Consider the following 15,907-nt stretch of genomic DNA (forward strand, 5'->3'; position numbering starts at 1 on the left):
CGCTCCAATCCTCTGCCGTGAAGGAGACGGTCGTCGGTGAGGCCGTTCCTTCGGTCGCATCCGAGCTCGAGACCGGCACCGTGACAGGCCCGCTCGGCGCGGCGTCGAGCGCCACGCTCACGGTCACCCGCCCGCCGGACTCGGAGGTGCTGAGCGCCGTGCCCGTCGTCACGATCCGCAATGAATTGCTCGGTGATCCGGTCGACGCGCCCGGCGCATCGGTCGAGGGCCGATCCGAGCACCCGACGACGACGAGCAGCGCGGCGAAGGCGCCAGCTGCCGCCGTGAGCGCGACGCATGGCGCAGAGAGGGAAGGGCGCTCTGGGTGGGGAGATCTCGGTACGCGCATGGAAGGTGAGACCCTGTTCAGTAGTGGGCGATGATCGCGTCGAGCTCCGCCTGCGTGACCCGGACCGCGTTCGCGTGGCGCACGCCGGATGGAAAGCTGTACTGCGCGCTCGGGAGCTCCGCCCAGGAGCCCGGATCCGTGTCGAGATCCGTCGTGCTCCAGCACCCGAACACACCGCCGTTCAGGTAGTAGTCGGCGAACAGGTACCATCGATCCTGCCGCGGATCCTTGATGACGAACGGGCCCTCCGTCGCTCGTCTCCTGCTCTGGGTCGACCCGCGCGTGATGTAGTCCGGGCTCCAGCGCGTGAACGTCGCCGGATCGAGCGCGAGCGTCGAGGAGCGCGCGATCTGGATGTCCTTGCCCGACCCGGTGAGCGCGCTCCCGCTGCTGTCCGTCTCGTCCTTGAAGAAGAGGTAGTTGCGGTCATTCCATTGCGTGATCGTCGCGTCGATGACGCTGTAGCCCGGATCGAAGAGCACGTCGGGCGTCGGGTTGACGATGGTGACGAAGTCCTCGGTGTAGCTGACGTAGATGCGGTTCGCGCCCGTGGCGTCGTTTCCGGACCAGATGATCGCGTAGAGCTTGCGATCGGGGTCGTAGTACGCCTCCGGGGCCCAGGCGTGCATCGGGGTCGCTCCAGGGCCCGGGAGGTTCGTGAGCGTGATCAACCGGGGATTCGTGAAGGTGATGAGGTCGGTCGAGTCCGCCACGAAGATCTTGGAGCTCGGACGGTTCCAGTAGTTCGCGTCGTTCTCCGCGAGCGTCCAGTCCGTGGCGATATAGACGTACGTTCCATCGTTCTTGCGGAACAGGAACGGATCTCGGATGTGATTCGTGCCCATCCCGGTGAGCTGGTACGCAGGCCGTCCGTTGGCGAGGGCCGACCAGCGGAGCCCGTCGGTGCTGTAGGCGAGGTGCAGCGAATCGCTCGGCACGTCCTGTTGCGGCCCGAAGTAGCTCAGCACCCAGGCACCCGGGGAGCAGCTGGTTGCGTTCATCGTGGCCGAGTGCTCGCCGTTCGTACACTCGAGGCAGCTGCGGTCCATGGTGCTGCTCCCCTCCGTGCCGACGTGCTTCCCTGGCACGCAGTCGGTCCACGCGACGCATGTCGTCGCGGGATCGGCGTCGTCGTCCCAGGTGCCGTCCGCGCAATCGACGAGCGCGGCGGTCCCGCCTGCGCAGTACGTGCCCGGCGAGCAGGCGTCACACTGCGCGGGCGTGGCGCTCGTCCCCGGCGCTGTCTGCCTCGTCCCAGGCGCGCAGGGCGTGTGCATCCTGCAGCTCGGCGCGTTCATCGTGTCGCTGAAGGTGTCCTCCGGGCACGGCGTGCACCGCCGGTCCGCCGTGGGCGAGCCCTCGGCGCTCGCGAAGGTGCCTGGGGTGCAGCCTGTCCATGCGACGCAGCTCGTCGCGCTGTCGCCATCATGATCCCAGGCGCCCTCGGAGCACGCGCGAGGCTCGGCATCGGGTCCTGCATCTCCGCCGGTCGTCGTCCCCGGGTCGCTGCACCCGGAAGTCCACAAGAGCGCCACCAAGAATCGTGCTCTCGAACTGCTTCCCGGACGTGCCATATCGCTCCTCGATGTTGCGCGTGGTTGCTTCGCCGATGGACGCTGGCGTGTGGTGCTCCGGAGCGCGGGATGACATCCTGGCCCACTGCTGGTTCCGCTGACCGTTGCACTCCCGGGTCAGAATTGCGGCGCTGTCCGCCGTCTGCCCGCGGTCGACGTCGAGGCACCGAGCGGCCTGTCCTGGACCAGGCGAAAGGATCGTTAGAGAGCCGATTGTGAACGTTCACATGGACGGCGTCAACCGAAATGGCCCGGCGCCGCGCCCAGCGCCGCGCCCCCTAGCGGCTAGTTCGGCGCGTCGCGGCGGGGCGCCCCTGACCGGGGTCTCATGCGTCGATCAAACCACGTCCGGCACCCGAGCTTCGTCCTCGGGAGACCCGACGCCCGCTCCGAGGTGGTCGTGCGTCGAGGATGCCGCCGCCTCGAGCAGCCGGGATGCCCCGGTGAAGGCGGGGTTGTCGCTCCTGAGGGGCATCTTGCTCATCGCCCGTTCGGCCATGGCGGTGATCGTGAGGGACGGGTTCACGCCCAGGTTCGAGGGCACCATCGAGCCGTCGACCACATACAGGTTCTCGTGGCCGAACACCTGGTTGTGCTGATCGATCACCCCGCGGTTCGGGCTGTCGGCGATGGCGCAGCCGCCGAGGATGTGCGCGGTGGTCGGGACGTTGAGCACGGCCTCGTTGATGGCGTTGCGCGGGGTGCCGTTCATCAGCACGCCGAGCCGCTTGCCCACCTCGTTGGCGATGGGGATGTACGCCGGCGGCTTCGGCTGCCCGGGCGGCCTGTGGGTGGTCATGCCGCCGCGCTTCCAGACGAGCTGCATGTAGTTGTCCACCGTCTGCATCACGAGGAGGATCGTGGAGCGCCTCGCGAACTTGAACGGCAGGAGCCCGGAGATCAGGTCGATCGGGTGGAGCAGCCGCCGGCCCAGCCAGCGCAGCCAGCGCGGCAATCCCGGCCTGTCGTCGGTGAGCACCGTGCCGAGCGCGCCCATCACGTCGGAGCCGGCCGGGTAGCGCACCGGCTCGATGTGCGTGCGCGCGTCCGGGTAGATGCCGCTCGTGATCGCGATGCCGCGGGAGTAGTCGATCCGGTCGTCCCGCGCGGTCACCCCGAGGATGACCTCGCTGTTGGTGCGCACGTAATTGCCGAGCTGCGCGGAGAGATGAGGTAAACGACCCTCGGCGCGCGCCCGGAGCAGGAGCTTCACCGTGCCCAGCACGCCGGCGCTGAGCACCACCCCCCGCGCCCGCAGCCGGCGGCGCCGCTTGTGGAGCAGCGCGGTGGAGCGCTCCAGGGTGAGCTCGTAGCCGCCGCCCGGGAGGGCGTCGATGGCGGTGACCATGGTCTCGGGCTGGATGGTGCAGCCCTTCTTCTCGGCCAGGTAAAGGTAGTTGAGATCGAGGGTGTTCTTGGCGCCGAAGCGGCAGCCCACCATGCATCCGCCGCAGTGGACGCACGTGGCGCGCTCCGGCCCCTCGCCGCCGAAGAACGGGTCGGGCACGCGCTGCCCCTCCTGCTCGCCTTCCTTCGCGAAGAGCACGGCCACGTTCGTGACGTGAAACGTGTCCCCGCGGCCCATCTCGTCGGCGATCTGCCGGAGCTGCCGGTCCGCCGGCCAGAGCTTCGGGTTCGCTGTCACGCCGAGCATGCGCTTCGCGGTCTCGTAGAAGGGCATCAGCTCGCCGCGCCAGTCCGTGCCGGCGGGCCAGCCCGGGCCCGAGAAGGCCTCGAGGGGAGGCACGAGGAGGGTGCTGGCGTAGACGAGCGACCCGCCGCCCACGCCCGCGCCCGACAGGATGAGCGTGTCCCGGAGCAAGGTCAGCCGCTGGATGCCGTGACACAGCAGCCTGGGCGCCCAGAGGAACTTCCGTACATTCCAGTTGGTCCTGGGGAAGTCCTCCTTGCTCCAGCGCTTGCCGCACTCGAGCACCGTGACCTTGTAGCCCTTCTCGGTGAGGCGCAGCGCGGAGACGCTGCCCCCGAAGCCGGAGCCCACGATCGCGAAGTCGACGTCGAAGTCCATGCGCACCTGCTTCTCGGAGCGCAGTATGGTCCAGCCGGCCTCCGGGGGCCCACGGCGGACGCAGGTCCGTCCCGCCGCTCGCCCGCTCGCCCGCTCGCCGGGGAGCGCTCGGCCGCCGCGCACCAGGCGTCACAGAGAGCCTGCCCTCTGCCACGCGGCCGAGCGGATGTCCTCGCTCGGCGCGAGGTGGTCGAGCGCGCCGACCCTGGCGAGCAGTCGAGCGCGCTGTCGACGGGACGTCAGTAGCAGGTGGTGGGGAATCCCGACTGGCCGCCTCCGCGGCCCGCCGTCAGATCACGCCGAGCGCGATCATGGCGCGCGCGACCCGCAGGAACCCCGCGACGTTCGCGCCCACCACATAGTTGCCCGGCACGCCGAGCTCCTCCGCCGTGTCGTAACACGTGCGATGGATGTTCGTCATGATCTCGGCGAGCCGCTTCTCGGTGTGCTCGAACGACCACGAGTCGCGGCTCGCGTTCTGCTGCATCTCGAGCGCCGAGGTCGCCACGCCGCCGGCGTTCGCCGCCTTGCCGGGGCCGAACGCCACCCCGGACTCGAGGAAGACGCGCACGCCCTCGGGCGTGGTGGGCATGTTCGCGCCCTCGGCGACGGCGCGGCATCCGTTCTTCACCAGCAGCGCCGCGTCGCGCGCGTTCAGCTCGTTCTGCGTCGCGCAGGGGAGGGCGATCTGACACGGCACCTCCCAGACGTTGCCGCCCGGCACGAAGCGCGAGCGCCGGCCGCGCCGCGTCGCGTACTCGCTGATGCGAGCGCGCTCGACCTCCTTCACCTGCTTGAGCAGCGCGAGATCGATGCCGTCGGGGTCGTGCACGTAGCCGCTCGAGTCCGAGCACGCAACGACGTGGGCCCCGAGCTGCTCCAGCTTCTGGCCGGCGTAGAGCGCGACGTTGCCCGAGCCCGACACGACGCACGTCTTGTCTGCGAGCTTCTCGCCGCGCACCCGCAGCATGTCGGCGACGAAGTAGACGGCGCCAAAGCCGGTCGCCTCCTTGCGCACCAGCGAGCCGCCCCACGCGAGGCCCTTGCCGGTGAGCACGCCCGACTCGTAGCGGTTCGTGAGGCGCTTGTACTGCCCGAACATGTACCCGAGCTCGCGCTCGCCCACGCCGATGTCGCCCGCCGGCACGTCGGTGTACTCGCCGAGGTGGCGGTGGAGCTCGGTCATGAAGCTCTGGCAGAAGCGCATGATCTCGCCCTCGGACTTCCCCTTGGGGTCGAAGTCCGCGCCGCCCTTGGCGCCGCCGATCGGCATCCCGGTGAGCGCGTTCTTGAAGACCTGCTCGAAGCCGAGGAACTTGATGGTCCCGAGGTAGACCGTGGGGTGGAAGCGGATGCCGCCCTTGTAGGGACCGAGCGCGCTGTTCACCTGCACACGGAAGCCGCGGTTCAGCTGCACCTCGCCGCGGTCGTCGACCCACGGCACGCGGAAGATCACCTGGCGCTCGGGCTCACAGATGCGCTCGATGATCTTGTGGCGCGTCAGCTCGGGATGCTTGGAGAGCACCGGGCCGAGGGACTCGAGGACCTCACGGACCGCCTGGTGGAACTCCGACTCGCCGGGGTTGCGGCGAACGATTTGCGCGAAGAGTAGCTCAACTTTCTCGTCCAAATGCACCATGTCGAGGGGGGGTATACACCGGCGCGGCGCGCGGTCCAGTCGTCGTCGCCATCGCGCCCGATCGTTTGGAGTATGCAGCCCACCCCTCGGGTAGTATCGGTGTTAGATTGCTGATACAGCGTAATTTGACGCAGGCCGACAGAAGCAGCCGCTGCCCGGAGCACCGCGACATGTCGAACGAGACCACCCGCGCCTTCAACCACCTCGTTCCCCCGCACCTGGAGGACCCTTATCCACTCTTCGAGGAGCTCCGGCGCGATGCGCCGGTGGTGTTCAACCCGAGCTTCGGGATGTGGTTCGTGTCGCGTCACGAGGACGTCGCGGCCGTGGTCAAGGATCCGGTGCGTTTCAGCTCGGCGCAGGTCCTCGCGCCGATGCAGGAGCCCTCGCCCGAGCTGCTGGCGATCCTGGGCAAGGACCGGAGCGGCGTCTATCCGCTCCTGTCGAGCGATCCGCCGGTCCACACGCGGGTGCGCGGCCTCGTGAGCAAGGCGCTCGCGGGGCCGCGCCTCGCGGCGAGGATGGAGCCGTTCATCCGCGCGATCACGAGCGAGCTGGTGGGCGGGTTCGAGCAGGACGGGCGCGCGGAGTTGATGGCGCGCCTCGCCACGCCGCTGCCGATCCGTGTGACCAGCCAGCTCTTCGGGATCCCGCTCTCGGAGATGGAGCAGGTCAAGCGGTGGTGCGACGACGAGACCATGTTCCTCATGGGCTTCCTGCCCGAGGAGCAGCGCGCGGAGCTGGCGCGCAGCATCGTCGCATACCGCGACTTTCTGCGCGCGCTCGTCGAGGACCACCGGGCGAACCCTCGCCATGATCTGGTGACCGAGCTCATCGAGGCGCGCGCGGAGGGCGAGAGCCCGCTCGACACGCAGGAGCTGGTGGGCACGCTGTGCGTGCTGATCTTCGCGGCGCACCTGACCACGACGAACATGATCGGCAACGCGCTCGTGTCGATCCTGCGCGCGCCTGGCGCCTGGCAGGCGCTGCGCGATCGGCCGGAGGTGATCCCCGGCGTGCTCGAGGAGGCCATGCGCTTCGACGCGCCCGTGCAGGGAATGACGCGCACCGTGAGCGAGGACTGCCGGATCCGCGGGGTGGCCCTGCCGCGCGGCGCGCGGGTGTTCGTGCTGTTCGGATCCGCCAACCGGGACCTGCCCGGGGTGAAGGACCCCGAGCGGTTCGATCTCGAGCGCGCGGCCGGGCCGCACCTCGCGTTCGGGCGCGGCCCGCACTTCTGCGTCGGCGCGCAGCTCGCGCGCATGGAAGGCTCGATCGCGCTCGACGAGCTGACGCGACGCCTGCGGGGCGCGCGCCTCGCCGGCGACGCGCCGCCCTCGTACGTGCCCAACCTCGTGCACCGCGGTCCGACCGCGCTGCACGTCGCGTGGGACGTGCCGACGTCCCGAGCGCTCTGAAGACACCGGCCCCGCGCGATCCTTGACCTCACCGGCAGGACGGCATTGTGATGGAGCCAACAGCGGTATCGGGCTTCCCACGGCACCCGAGCGCGCCCGGCACGGGCTTCCCGCGTGGCCCAGGTGCGGCGGGCGATTTTTTTTGGGGGCCGGTAGAAATCGTCGAGGCTCGCGCGTCATGGGGGCATCGGGACATGAAGTTCCGTCAAGGAGCGAAGGACATGCGATTCATGATGCTGATCCACCACGACGAAGCCGCCCTCGCCGCGGCCCCTCAGAAGGAGCTCGGGGCCGAGTACGGCGCGTTCAAGGAGGCGCTCGATAAGGCCGAAGGTTGCTCCGCAGGCGAGCGGCTGCAGCCGAGCTCCGCAGCGACCACCGTGCGCCGGCACGACGGCAAGACCGAGGTGCTCGACGGCCCCTATGCCGACACGAAGGAGCAGTTCGCCGGCTACTTCATCATCGAAGCTCCGAGCCTCGACGAGGCGATCGTCTGGGCCAAGCGCTGCCCCTCGAGCAAGTACGGCTCGATCGAGATCCGGCCGATCGTGGACGCCCAGGCGGGCTGGAAGCGCTGATGGTCGCGGACGAGGCAGCTCCGCCTCGCGCGCGGCGCCCCGCGGCGCGCGAGCGCGGCGACGTTCAAACGAGAGGTGAACCATGAAGGCGACAGCGAAGTCGATCGCGTACTGGATGACGACGGGGATCCTCGTGTTCGCGATGTCCAGCGGAGGCCTCTCGGAGCTCGCGCAACGGCCGGAGACGATCGACGGCATGAAGCAGCTCGGTTACCCCGTGTACTTCGTGATGATCCTCGGCGTATGGAAGCTGCTCGGGTCGCTGGCGCTGCTGGCGCCTGGACTCCCGAGGGTCAAGGAGTGGGCCTACGCCGGCATCGTCTTCAACATGACGGGCGCCGCCGTGTCCCACCTGGTTTGCCACAGCGCCGCGTGGCACGTCGCGGTGACGCTCGGCTTCGCGGCTCTTGCGGTCGCCTCGTGGGCGCTTCGACCGGCGAGCCGGAAGCTCTGCCGCGATGCATCGGTCGCTTCGCGCTGGAGCCTGGCCTCGGGCACATCGTCGACCGCCGCCTGAAGGGAGAAGTCCGGTTTGATGGTCGCGGACGAAGCCGCCCGAGCCGCCGAGCGCGCGGCGCGCGAGAGCTACGGCCGCCTCGTCGCCTTCCTCGCCGCTCGCACCCGCGATGTGGCGGGCGCCGAGGACGCCCTCGGCGAAGCCTTCGCGGCAGCCCTGCGGATGTGGCCGGTGGACGGCGTACCGGACAACCCGGATGCCTGGCTGCTGACCGCGGCGCGCCGGCGGCAGACCGACGCCGCCCGCCGAAGGCAGACCCGCAAGGCCGGGGACGAGCAGGTGCAGCTCATCGGCGACGAGCTCGACGCGATGGCGGACGAGCGGGACGCGATCCCCGACCGCCGGCTCGCCCTGATGTTCGCCTGCGCGCACCCGGCGATCGAGCAAGGCATGCGCACGCCGCTGATCCTCCAGACCATCCTCGGCCTGACCGCCGAGGACATCGCCGCTGCCTTCCTTGTCCCGGCCGGCACGATGGGACAGCGGCTGGTCCGGGCCAAGACCCGCATCCGCGACGCGGGCATTCCCTTTCGCGTGCCCGACCCGGAGGAGCTGCCCGAGCGCCTCGCCGCCGTGCTCGACGCGATCTATGCCGCCTACACCAAGGGCTGGAACGAGATGGGCGATGACGCCGTACCCGAGCTCGCCGACGAGGCGATCTGGCTGGGTCGGCTGGTCGTCTCCCTGCTCCCCGACGAGCCCGAAGCCAAGGGCATGCTGGCGCTGATGCTCTACACCACCGCCCGCCGCGCGGCCCGGCGCGACGCGGCCCGCGCCTATGTGCCGCTCGAACACCAGGACACGAGTCTCTGGGATGACTCGATGATCGCGCTCGCCGAGAGCCTCATGCGTCGCGCGAACGCGGCGGGCCCGAGCGGCCGCTACCAGATCGAGGCGGCGATCCAGTCCGCGCATGTCGCCCGCCGCCTGACCGGCATCTCCAGCTGGCGGGCGGTGGTCGCGCTCTACGACCAGCTGCTCGCGCGCACGGGCTCGCCGGTCGTCATCCTCAACCGCGCGGTCGCGCGCGCCGAGGTCGACGGCCCGCGCGCGGCGCTCGCCGATCTGACGCCGCTCGAGGCCGACAAACGCATGCTCTCCTACCAGCCCTACTGGGCCGCGAAGGGTCACCTGCTCTCCCGCGCCGGCGACGCCGCCCCGGCCGCCGAGGCGCTGACCATCGCCATCGGCCTCACCACCGACGAGGCGGTGAAGGATTACCTCCGGGGACTGCTGGCGTCGCTACAGGAGGGCTGACGCGCGTCGGCCTCGGCAGGGGGCCGCCGGGCGGCGCGGCCTCAGAGCTCGCCCACCTGGCTGTGCTCGTAGAAATCGATCAGCGCTCGGCCGCTGCGGCTGAGGCCCGCCTGGGCATTGATGTAGGGCACCGCGTCTCGAATCGCCTTCATCGTCAGCTCGATGTTCTTGTGCGTCCCGACCACGAGGGCGGTGTGGTGCTCCACCGCGCGCTCGGGCTGCGTCAGATAGCGAAAGAGCTCCTGGATGCGCGGTATCTGGATGCGGCCGCGCGTGCCGAACGTGTCGATGCCTTCTTCGCTGACCCGGCCCACCCCGCCGTAGAGGAACACGCTGCCTTCTCGCGCGTTGGTGCAAGGTCTCAGAAAAGCGCAGGTGCCCGCCTTGAGCTCGCCGTCGACGGCGCCCCAGGTGTTCTCCGCGCCGATGTCGGCCTGGGTGGCCAGGATCTCCTGGCGGGTGATGCGGGCGCCGGGGCGCATCACGCTCCTGGCCCAGACGCCGCAGTGGAAGAGATCCACCTCCTCACGCGCGTCATCGTACATGTTGTTCCAGTCGCCCAGCAGCGGCACGAGCCCGGAAGCGCACTGGAGCATGTACATCCCCATCCAGCCCGCGATGTCGGTCTCGCAGGCGGCGGGAATGAGCTTGTCCGAGAGCATGCTCATGCAGGTGCAGGGCATCACGCCCACCTCACCGCCAATCTGGTACTTCTGCATTTCCGTCCAGCAGCGCACCGCGATGCCGTCGAGGTCATTCTCTTTCACGAAGCGATCGAAGACGACGCCCATCCGGGCGATCGCTTCCAGCGAGGCGCGCGGAACGTCGGCCGCTGCCATGTAGCCGGAGACCGCTTCCAGCTGAGCGGATAGCTCGCGCGGCGAGACCTTGCGCATCTGTCGATCGAGCGCGATCAACTCCAGGCCGACCGTGCTCAGGCCCATGTGCCCCAGCAGCTCGGTGGAGACGTTGGTGACCGTCTGGAACGCGTCGGGCCCCGAGCCCACCAGCCCGAGGCGCACGCCGCGGCCCCGGCGACGGAACTTCGACGCCAGGACGCAGCTCGCGTAGAAGGCGTGGAGATCGTCCGCGAAGGCTGCCGAGCTCACGGCTTCGCAATGCCTGGACGTGAGGGTGTACGGGTAGCCGATGTGGCGGAGCGCGTTGGCGGCCGAAAAGCGCCCGCACGCCCCGTCGCGCCGACCATTCTGTCCCATGCGTCCCAGACCGCGCGCGTCAGGCTCGGTGTGCAGCAGCACCGGCACGTCGAGGTCGGCCAGCCGCAGAAAGTCTCGGATCCCGTTTTCATCGGAGAAATTGTACATCGAGCAGATGACGCCAATGGCCCCGCCGCCGTCGGGAGCGCGGCGGTACTGCTGGGCGACGCCCGCGGCCGCGCGCGCGTCGGCGTAGGTCTCCACGTTGCCGAGATCGACGTAGCGCACGCGCTCGCCGAGCACACGGCCCACAGCCGATCGGGTGGCCTTCGCTCCCTCCTCCGCAAACTCCGTTGGAAAGAAGCCCCGGTTGCCCATGAAGCCCAAGATCACCGGTTCCCTCCGTGCCATTGTCGTCTCCTGCAGCAGACGGGCTTGAGCCAGAATGACCTGGCCGCTCCAGCCCGCCGGTGAACGTCAAGGTGTTGTCGGATCGGCGCTCACTCACGCAGTGAGCGCCTCCTCGCCAAAAGTCCCGCTGGATCCATGGAATCGCTGCCATGGCTCCCTCGCGCGCGGGGGACCGCGAACACCGACCGCGTATTCCGCTTCAAGACTATGCATGTCCGTGCTAGCGTCAACAGCTAATCCGAATTAGCTGAAGGGAGCCCGAGCTTGAGCGATCCCCACGACCCCGCCCCCCCGCACGTGCCCGGTCTGCGTCCGGTCCGGATGAAGGACATCGCCGAACACCTGGGGTTGTCCCAGACCACGGTGTCTCACGTCCTGACGGGCAAGCATGCGAAATTTCGCATCAGCGCCGCCACGGTGGAGCGGGTCCGGATGCTGGCCCAGGAGCTGGGTTATCGGACCAACGCCATGGCCCAGGCGTTCCGGGAGCAGAAATCGTACGCGATCTCCCTCGCCGTCGAGGACCTGTCGAACCCGGTCTGGGCCGGGATAGCCGTCGGCGCCGAGCGCGAGGCCGAGCTCCACGGCTACACCCTCGTGGTGAGCCACCTGGCCGGTAACGCGGGGCGCCAGCGTCGCGCGTTGCAGCTCGTGCACGAGTCCCGGGTGGATGGGCTCATCGTGTCCCCGGTTTCCGGAGGGGATTGCGATCTCATCGCGGCGCACGAGCAGGGACTTCCCTTTGTGCAGATCGACCGGGCGGTCCCGGACCTCGACGTGCCGTGCGTGCGCACCGATCACGCCGCCGGGTCGGCGCTGGCGCTCCGCCACCTTCTCAGGCACAAGGATCGGTCGCTCGTCTACATCGGCGGCCCGCTCGACATCCCCACCTACCGACATCGTCTCGACGGGTTCCGGGCGGAGTTGACGCGGAGCGGCGCCAAGGCGGCGGCCGTCGAGGAGTTGAAGGAGGCCACCCCGGAAGAGGCCGAGACGCGCATGGTCGAGCTTCTCCAGCGGCTGCGTCGACCTCTGGCCGTCTACGCGGCAAATTTCTGCACCACTGTCGGGACCCTGCGGGGCATCCGCGCCGCCGGCCTCTCCGTGCCCGACGAGATCGACGTCGTCGGATTCGATGACATCCTGATGGCCGATCTCTTGCGCTATCCGGTCGCGACCGTCGATCAGGACGTCGGCGCGATCGGACGCGAAGCGGTCCGGCTGCTCCTCAAAAGGATGGCAGGCGCCGAGGTCGCGCGAGAGGTCCTGCTCCCCCCGCGCCTCACCGCGCGAACATCGGACGTGCCGCGCAGCGAGAGGCGAGGACGCGCGGGGAGAGACGACTGCTCACCGGATGAATGTCGGCGATCCAGGAGCGGCGGCCCCGGAAAGAACAAGATATCCATATAGAACGCGAACTGGTAGGAGTCGCGGTCGCCTCGACCACCGATCGCGGGGCCGGGCCAGCGGTCCGCGCGGTCAGCCGCCCCGCCGGCGCAGCTCGGCCTCGAGCTCGGCGATGCGCCGCTCCGCCGACGCGCGGGCGGTCTGCTCGGCCTCTGCGCGTCGGCGCTCGGCCTCTGCGCGCCGGCGCTCCGCCTCCTCGGGGGTGAGGACGAGCTCGGCCCCGTCGGGGGTGCGGGCGAGACGGAGCGCGGCCGGCAGGCCTGCGGCCGGGACGACGACCCAGTGCAGATCGAGCACGGTGCACGGGCTGCGCTCCCCCTCGACGACCCGCTCGACCAGATCGCCGTCGATGCGATCCCAGACCCGCAACCGCTCCCCGGGCGCGGCCTCAGGGTCGAACGCGACGAGCTCCAGCACACCGAGCTCGTGGTACTTGCCGAGCTTCTCCGCCCAGGTCTGCGGATCCGCGTCGTGCTCGCTCACGATCTCGACGGCGAGCTCGGGGGCCCCGCGCTCCCACGTCTTCCACGAACCGAACGGCGTGTCCGGGGTGCCGAGCCGGACGAAGGCGTCCGGCGCAAGGCACCGGCTCGGATCCGACGCGGACCAGTAGACGAACTGGTCGGAGCCGATCGCCGCTCGATCCGAGAAGGTCTTGAGCACGACGTAGAGCAGGGTCCTGATCTCGAGGTGGCGCTTGGTCTCCGGCAGGAGGGCCTGTTCCGGGAAGTGGAGCGGGGAGGGCGCGCGAACGTGACGGAGACGACGCGCGTGCGCGGCGCGTTGCATGGGGGGAGTATAGCCTCCCCCGGCCCTACCGTGCGGAGCGGCCATCGCCGAGGCAGCTCGAACGGTCGGGCCCGGGCGCACCCGCGCCGGAAAGGGGGATCCCCTGCAGAACAAAATAAAAGGAAGAGGACGCCGGCCGGGGGGAGCCGGCGCCCTCTTCATGAGCGCGCGCTCCGAGGAGCGCCCGCCCGCGGTCAGTTCTCGAACCGGACGTTGTCCAGGTAGTACGGCCCCGAATTGCTGGTCACGTTGAAGTTGAACTGCAGCTTCACGTCGCTGGCCCCCGCGATCAGCGCGTTCTTGGTGCCCGTCGGCAGCGAGGCGAACTGGATCCTCTGGAACGACCCCCGCGTGAGCGGCGTTAGCGCGACATTGCCGGCCCACTGGTTGTTGATGCCGGCCGACGGGATCGAGATCAGCACCTCGAGGTTACCGACCCAGCTCGGGTTCGGCTGCGCGGGCGACACGAAGAGATCGACCGTGATCTTGTCGCCGATCGTGAGCCCCGCGGCGCTGAAGCTCGGGCTGACGATCGCGTTGAACGAGGCCGGCGTCTTCACCTGGAGCGAGGCGATGCCCTCCTCGACCCGGCCCGTGTGGACCGAGAGCTGGGCCTGCGGCGAGGTCCACGCTCCCGGCTTCTCGAACCCGAGGATCGGGTTGTTGACGAGGAACTGCTCCATCACCTTCTTGCGGAACGGCAGGAACACGTCGCTGAGCATCTTCGAGATGCGGAAGCGCTCCCGGGTCGTCGTCTCGTCGACCGGCTCGGTCTGCTCGGAGGTGTGGGTGAACCCCAGCGTCCGGAGAGGATTCTCGGGCAAGCCGACGTCGAGGGGGCTCTCGGGATCGTCGAAGTCGGGCACGGGCTGGCCGTTCTCGTCCAGCTTCGTCTTGAAGAACTCGTTGTCGACGTTCACGGGCTCATGGCACCCCGCGCAGGCGAGCGACTGCGCGCGCCCCACGAGCTGCTCCGGGGTCAAGCTGCTCCCCATCGCGGTGAGCTTCGCCTGGATGCCGTTCCTGAAGGCAGCCGGCGCCGTGGTGAACTTGTTCAGGTAGTTGTTGTGGAGCGGGATCATCAGGCTCTCGCCCGCCTCGTGCTGGCTGGGCACGGCCGCCCCGTACGCGAAGCGGTTGATGTCGTCCGCGGCCGCGAGCCGCTCCACCACGCCGGGGAAGAACGTGCCCTGGAAGGCGGTGACGCGCTGATCGCCCGACGCGCTCGTGAAGAGCTTCCCGGCCGGGTTGTCCGACACGAACGAGGGCGCGATGAGCAGCCAGCCGCCGGTCGGACCGGCGTGCGTCGTCTCGAACTGCCGGAGCGACCAGGAGCTCAGCGGGAGGCCGCCCGGCCTCACGAACTCGTTGGTGCGGATCTGGCCTCCCTCGGGGCCGTAGTGATCGATGTGAACGACGGGCTCGAACCCGCTCAGGCCATCGAAGTAGAAGTCGTGCAGCTCCGCCGCCCTCGTCGCCGGGCTCTTCGCGGGGTCCGACTGGTCGGCCCAGAACTGGACGACCGGGAGGCACCCGAGCCGCCCCTGGCTCGGGTTCGGGTTGGGGAGCTGCGCCTCGAAGATGATGAAGTTGCGGTTCAGGCCGTTGGTGATGCCCGACCGCTTCGCGAACACGATGCGGTACTCGCCGCAATGGGCGCCGTCCGGCGGCGCGAGGTCGAAGCGGTTCGCCAGCGTCGTGGCCATGTAGGCGCTGTCGCTGCCCGGATCGGCGAACGGATCGCTGTCGATGTCGTCCGCGGTCCGGGGGCAGAACACGGGCCAGCCGTTGATCGAGCCGGTCTGGGTCTTCTCCTCGGGCGCGAGGGGGGGCAAGCCGACCGGAGGATCGTCCACAGGCTCCAGATCGGCGGCGTTCGGCGGCTCATCATCGCAGTTCGGGCCGATGTTGTTCGGGTCGCTCGATCCCGGCCGCTGGTTGTTCATGAGCTGCCGGAACAGCGTGAGCGGCGTCGTGGTGACGCTCGCGCCCGCCTGATCGATGAGCTGCTGGAGCACCTCCTCCAGCGTGAACGCGCCCACGACGTCGGTCTCCGTGACGAGGAGCGACTTCCGCGGATCGATGTCGAAGTCCAGCGCGAGCGCCTGGGCGGCCTCGGTGGTGTCGCCCTCCGGGACATCCGCCGGCCCGCCGTCCGGCCCGACGTCCGAGCACGCGACGGGCAAGAGCGCGAGCGCGATCAGCGCGGCGTGCCGCGACCTCCGCCACGCGCCGGCGGAGGCATCATCGGAGTGAGTGCGCACTGAACTGCTCGAACGCGACGACCTGGAGAACATGAGACCTCCTGAGAATGACCACGATGAGAGCGCAGCCGCGCTGCGCGGCGCGCGCGACGAAGGAGCGGCTTCCATGGCGGCGAGCGCGCGAGCGCGCCGCGACCCTGCTCCAGGAGCGAGGAGACGCGCGCGCCCGATCCGGGCGTGCATCGCCGCTGGCCACGCTGCCACGGCAGCATGGCCTCATCGATTCATGGGATGGACGATCCTGTGAGCGCCTCTCCGCGCGCCGTTCTCTTCGGCGACGCCCCGGGCGCGATCACGAGCAGCGATGGTAGTCTGGTTTGCGATCAAATCAAGCGATCTGGACTTTTCTATTCATGGTTCGCTCCGCGGCGCGCCGGCCAGCATCTTTTGCGCGATTCGCGCGCTGGGGGCGTCCTGCGCGCGAGATCGCCTCGCGCGCCCGCGGCGCCGCGCCGCCCGGGTTCGTCCCCGGCTCCATGAGAGAGGGAACCGCAGAGTCACCAGCGGAGAGAACGAAG

General features: G+C 69.4%; 13 protein-coding genes. 7 read left to right on the top strand and 6 right to left on the bottom strand.

Annotated features, from left to right (window positions below; translation table 11 throughout):
* Positions 1 to 17 precede the first annotated feature (17 nt).
* Positions 18 to 383 carry a hypothetical protein gene (locus tag WME96_RS11545; RefSeq protein WP_437290202.1) on the top strand — a complete coding sequence of 122 codons (366 nt, stop codon included), beginning with the start codon at positions 18 to 20 and terminating at the stop codon, positions 381 to 383.
* Here WME96_RS11545 and WME96_RS11550 read toward each other — a convergent pair.
* The gene (locus tag WME96_RS11550) at positions 367 to 1,398 is read right to left on the bottom strand and encodes a glycoside hydrolase family 43 protein (RefSeq protein WP_437290203.1); all 1,032 of its coding nucleotides are present in this window, start codon (positions 1,396 to 1,398) and stop codon (positions 367 to 369) included. The two genes, WME96_RS11545 and WME96_RS11550, sit on opposite strands and share 17 nt — an antisense overlap.
* Between WME96_RS11550 and WME96_RS11555 the strand changes: the two genes are divergently transcribed.
* Positions 1,397 to 1,780 (top strand): hypothetical protein, encoded by a 384-nt coding sequence (locus WME96_RS11555; RefSeq protein ID WP_437290204.1) that lies wholly within the window; start codon positions 1,397 to 1,399, stop codon positions 1,778 to 1,780. The genes WME96_RS11550 and WME96_RS11555 overlap by 2 nt on opposite strands.
* A 480-nt stretch (positions 1,781 to 2,260) precedes the next feature.
* Here WME96_RS11555 and WME96_RS11560 read toward each other — a convergent pair whose 3' ends face one another.
* Together WME96_RS11560 and gdhA are read right to left on the bottom strand one after the other, a co-directional pair.
* The gene (locus WME96_RS11560) at positions 2,261 to 3,952 is read right to left on the bottom strand and encodes a GMC oxidoreductase (RefSeq protein ID WP_437290205.1); all 1,692 of its coding nucleotides are present in this window, start codon (positions 3,950 to 3,952) and stop codon (positions 2,261 to 2,263) included.
* Positions 3,953 to 4,241: 289 nt separating this feature from the next.
* Positions 4,242 to 5,591: an NADP-specific glutamate dehydrogenase gene (gene gdhA / locus WME96_RS11565; RefSeq protein ID WP_437290206.1), complete on the bottom strand. Its 1,350-nt coding sequence runs from the start codon at positions 5,589 to 5,591 to the stop codon at positions 4,242 to 4,244.
* Between the two features lie 170 nt (positions 5,592 to 5,761).
* Between gdhA and WME96_RS11570 the strand changes: the two genes are divergently transcribed.
* From WME96_RS11570 to WME96_RS11585, 4 genes are all read left to right on the top strand, one after another.
* The gene (locus WME96_RS11570) at positions 5,762 to 7,009 is read left to right on the top strand and encodes a cytochrome P450 (RefSeq protein WP_437290207.1); all 1,248 of its coding nucleotides are present in this window, start codon (positions 5,762 to 5,764) and stop codon (positions 7,007 to 7,009) included.
* A gap of 221 nt (positions 7,010 to 7,230) precedes the next feature.
* Positions 7,231 to 7,587: a YciI family protein gene (locus WME96_RS11575; protein WP_437290208.1), complete on the top strand. Its 357-nt coding sequence runs from the start codon at positions 7,231 to 7,233 to the stop codon at positions 7,585 to 7,587.
* A gap of 82 nt (positions 7,588 to 7,669) precedes the next feature.
* The gene (locus WME96_RS11580) at positions 7,670 to 8,104 is read left to right on the top strand and encodes a DoxX family protein (protein ID WP_437290209.1); all 435 of its coding nucleotides are present in this window, start codon (positions 7,670 to 7,672) and stop codon (positions 8,102 to 8,104) included.
* Positions 8,105 to 8,122: 18 nt separating this feature from the next.
* On the top strand, positions 8,123 to 9,361 hold the full coding sequence (locus tag WME96_RS11585) for an RNA polymerase sigma factor (RefSeq protein WP_437290210.1): 1,239 nt from the start codon (positions 8,123 to 8,125) through the stop codon (positions 9,359 to 9,361).
* Positions 9,362 to 9,402: 41 nt separating this feature from the next.
* Here WME96_RS11585 and WME96_RS11590 read toward each other — a convergent pair whose 3' ends face one another.
* Positions 9,403 to 10,911, bottom strand: coding sequence for an L-fucose/L-arabinose isomerase family protein (locus WME96_RS11590; protein ID WP_437290211.1), 1,509 nt, complete (start codon positions 10,909 to 10,911; stop codon positions 9,403 to 9,405).
* A gap of 282 nt (positions 10,912 to 11,193) precedes the next feature.
* On the opposite strand from WME96_RS11590, the gene WME96_RS11595 reads away from it, so the two are divergent.
* Positions 11,194 to 12,339 (top strand): LacI family DNA-binding transcriptional regulator, encoded by a 1,146-nt coding sequence (locus WME96_RS11595; RefSeq protein ID WP_437290212.1) that lies wholly within the window; start codon positions 11,194 to 11,196, stop codon positions 12,337 to 12,339.
* 69 nt (positions 12,340 to 12,408) lie between these two features.
* Here the strand turns inward: WME96_RS11595 and WME96_RS11600 are convergent, their stop codons facing one another.
* The gene (locus WME96_RS11600) at positions 12,409 to 13,125 is read right to left on the bottom strand and encodes a Uma2 family endonuclease (RefSeq protein WP_437290213.1); all 717 of its coding nucleotides are present in this window, start codon (positions 13,123 to 13,125) and stop codon (positions 12,409 to 12,411) included.
* A gap of 194 nt (positions 13,126 to 13,319) precedes the next feature.
* Complete coding sequence (locus WME96_RS11605) at positions 13,320 to 15,389, bottom strand: hypothetical protein (RefSeq protein WP_437290214.1); 2,070 nt, start codon at positions 15,387 to 15,389, stop codon at positions 13,320 to 13,322.
* Between the last annotated feature and the right edge of the window lie 518 nt (positions 15,390 to 15,907).

Origin of the sequence: Sorangium sp. So ce406, from assembly GCF_051474675.1 — a bacterium.
Lineage (GTDB): Bacteria > Myxococcota_A > Polyangia > Polyangiales > Polyangiaceae > Sorangium > Sorangium cellulosum_G.

Excerpts from the sequence above, each read along its gene's own strand:
- WME96_RS11555 (WP_437290204.1), top strand. The coding sequence starts at position 1,397 with ATGGTGCTGCTCCCCTCCGTGCCGACGTGCTTCCCTGGCACGCAGTCG.
- WME96_RS11550 (WP_437290203.1), bottom strand. The coding sequence starts at position 1,398 with ATGGACCGCAGCTGCCTCGAGTGTACGAACGGCGAGCACTCGGCCACG.
- WME96_RS11560 (WP_437290205.1), bottom strand. The coding sequence starts at position 3,952 with ATGGACTTCGACGTCGACTTCGCGATCGTGGGCTCCGGCTTCGGGGGC.
- gdhA (WP_437290206.1), bottom strand. The coding sequence starts at position 5,591 with ATGGTGCATTTGGACGAGAAAGTTGAGCTACTCTTCGCGCAAATCGTT.
- WME96_RS11570 (WP_437290207.1), top strand. The coding sequence starts at position 5,762 with ATGTCGAACGAGACCACCCGCGCCTTCAACCACCTCGTTCCCCCGCAC.
- WME96_RS11575 (WP_437290208.1), top strand. The coding sequence starts at position 7,231 with ATGCGATTCATGATGCTGATCCACCACGACGAAGCCGCCCTCGCCGCG.
- WME96_RS11580 (WP_437290209.1), top strand. The coding sequence starts at position 7,670 with ATGAAGGCGACAGCGAAGTCGATCGCGTACTGGATGACGACGGGGATC.
- WME96_RS11585 (WP_437290210.1), top strand. The coding sequence starts at position 8,123 with ATGGTCGCGGACGAAGCCGCCCGAGCCGCCGAGCGCGCGGCGCGCGAG.
- WME96_RS11600 (WP_437290213.1), bottom strand. The coding sequence starts at position 13,125 with ATGCAACGCGCCGCGCACGCGCGTCGTCTCCGTCACGTTCGCGCGCCC.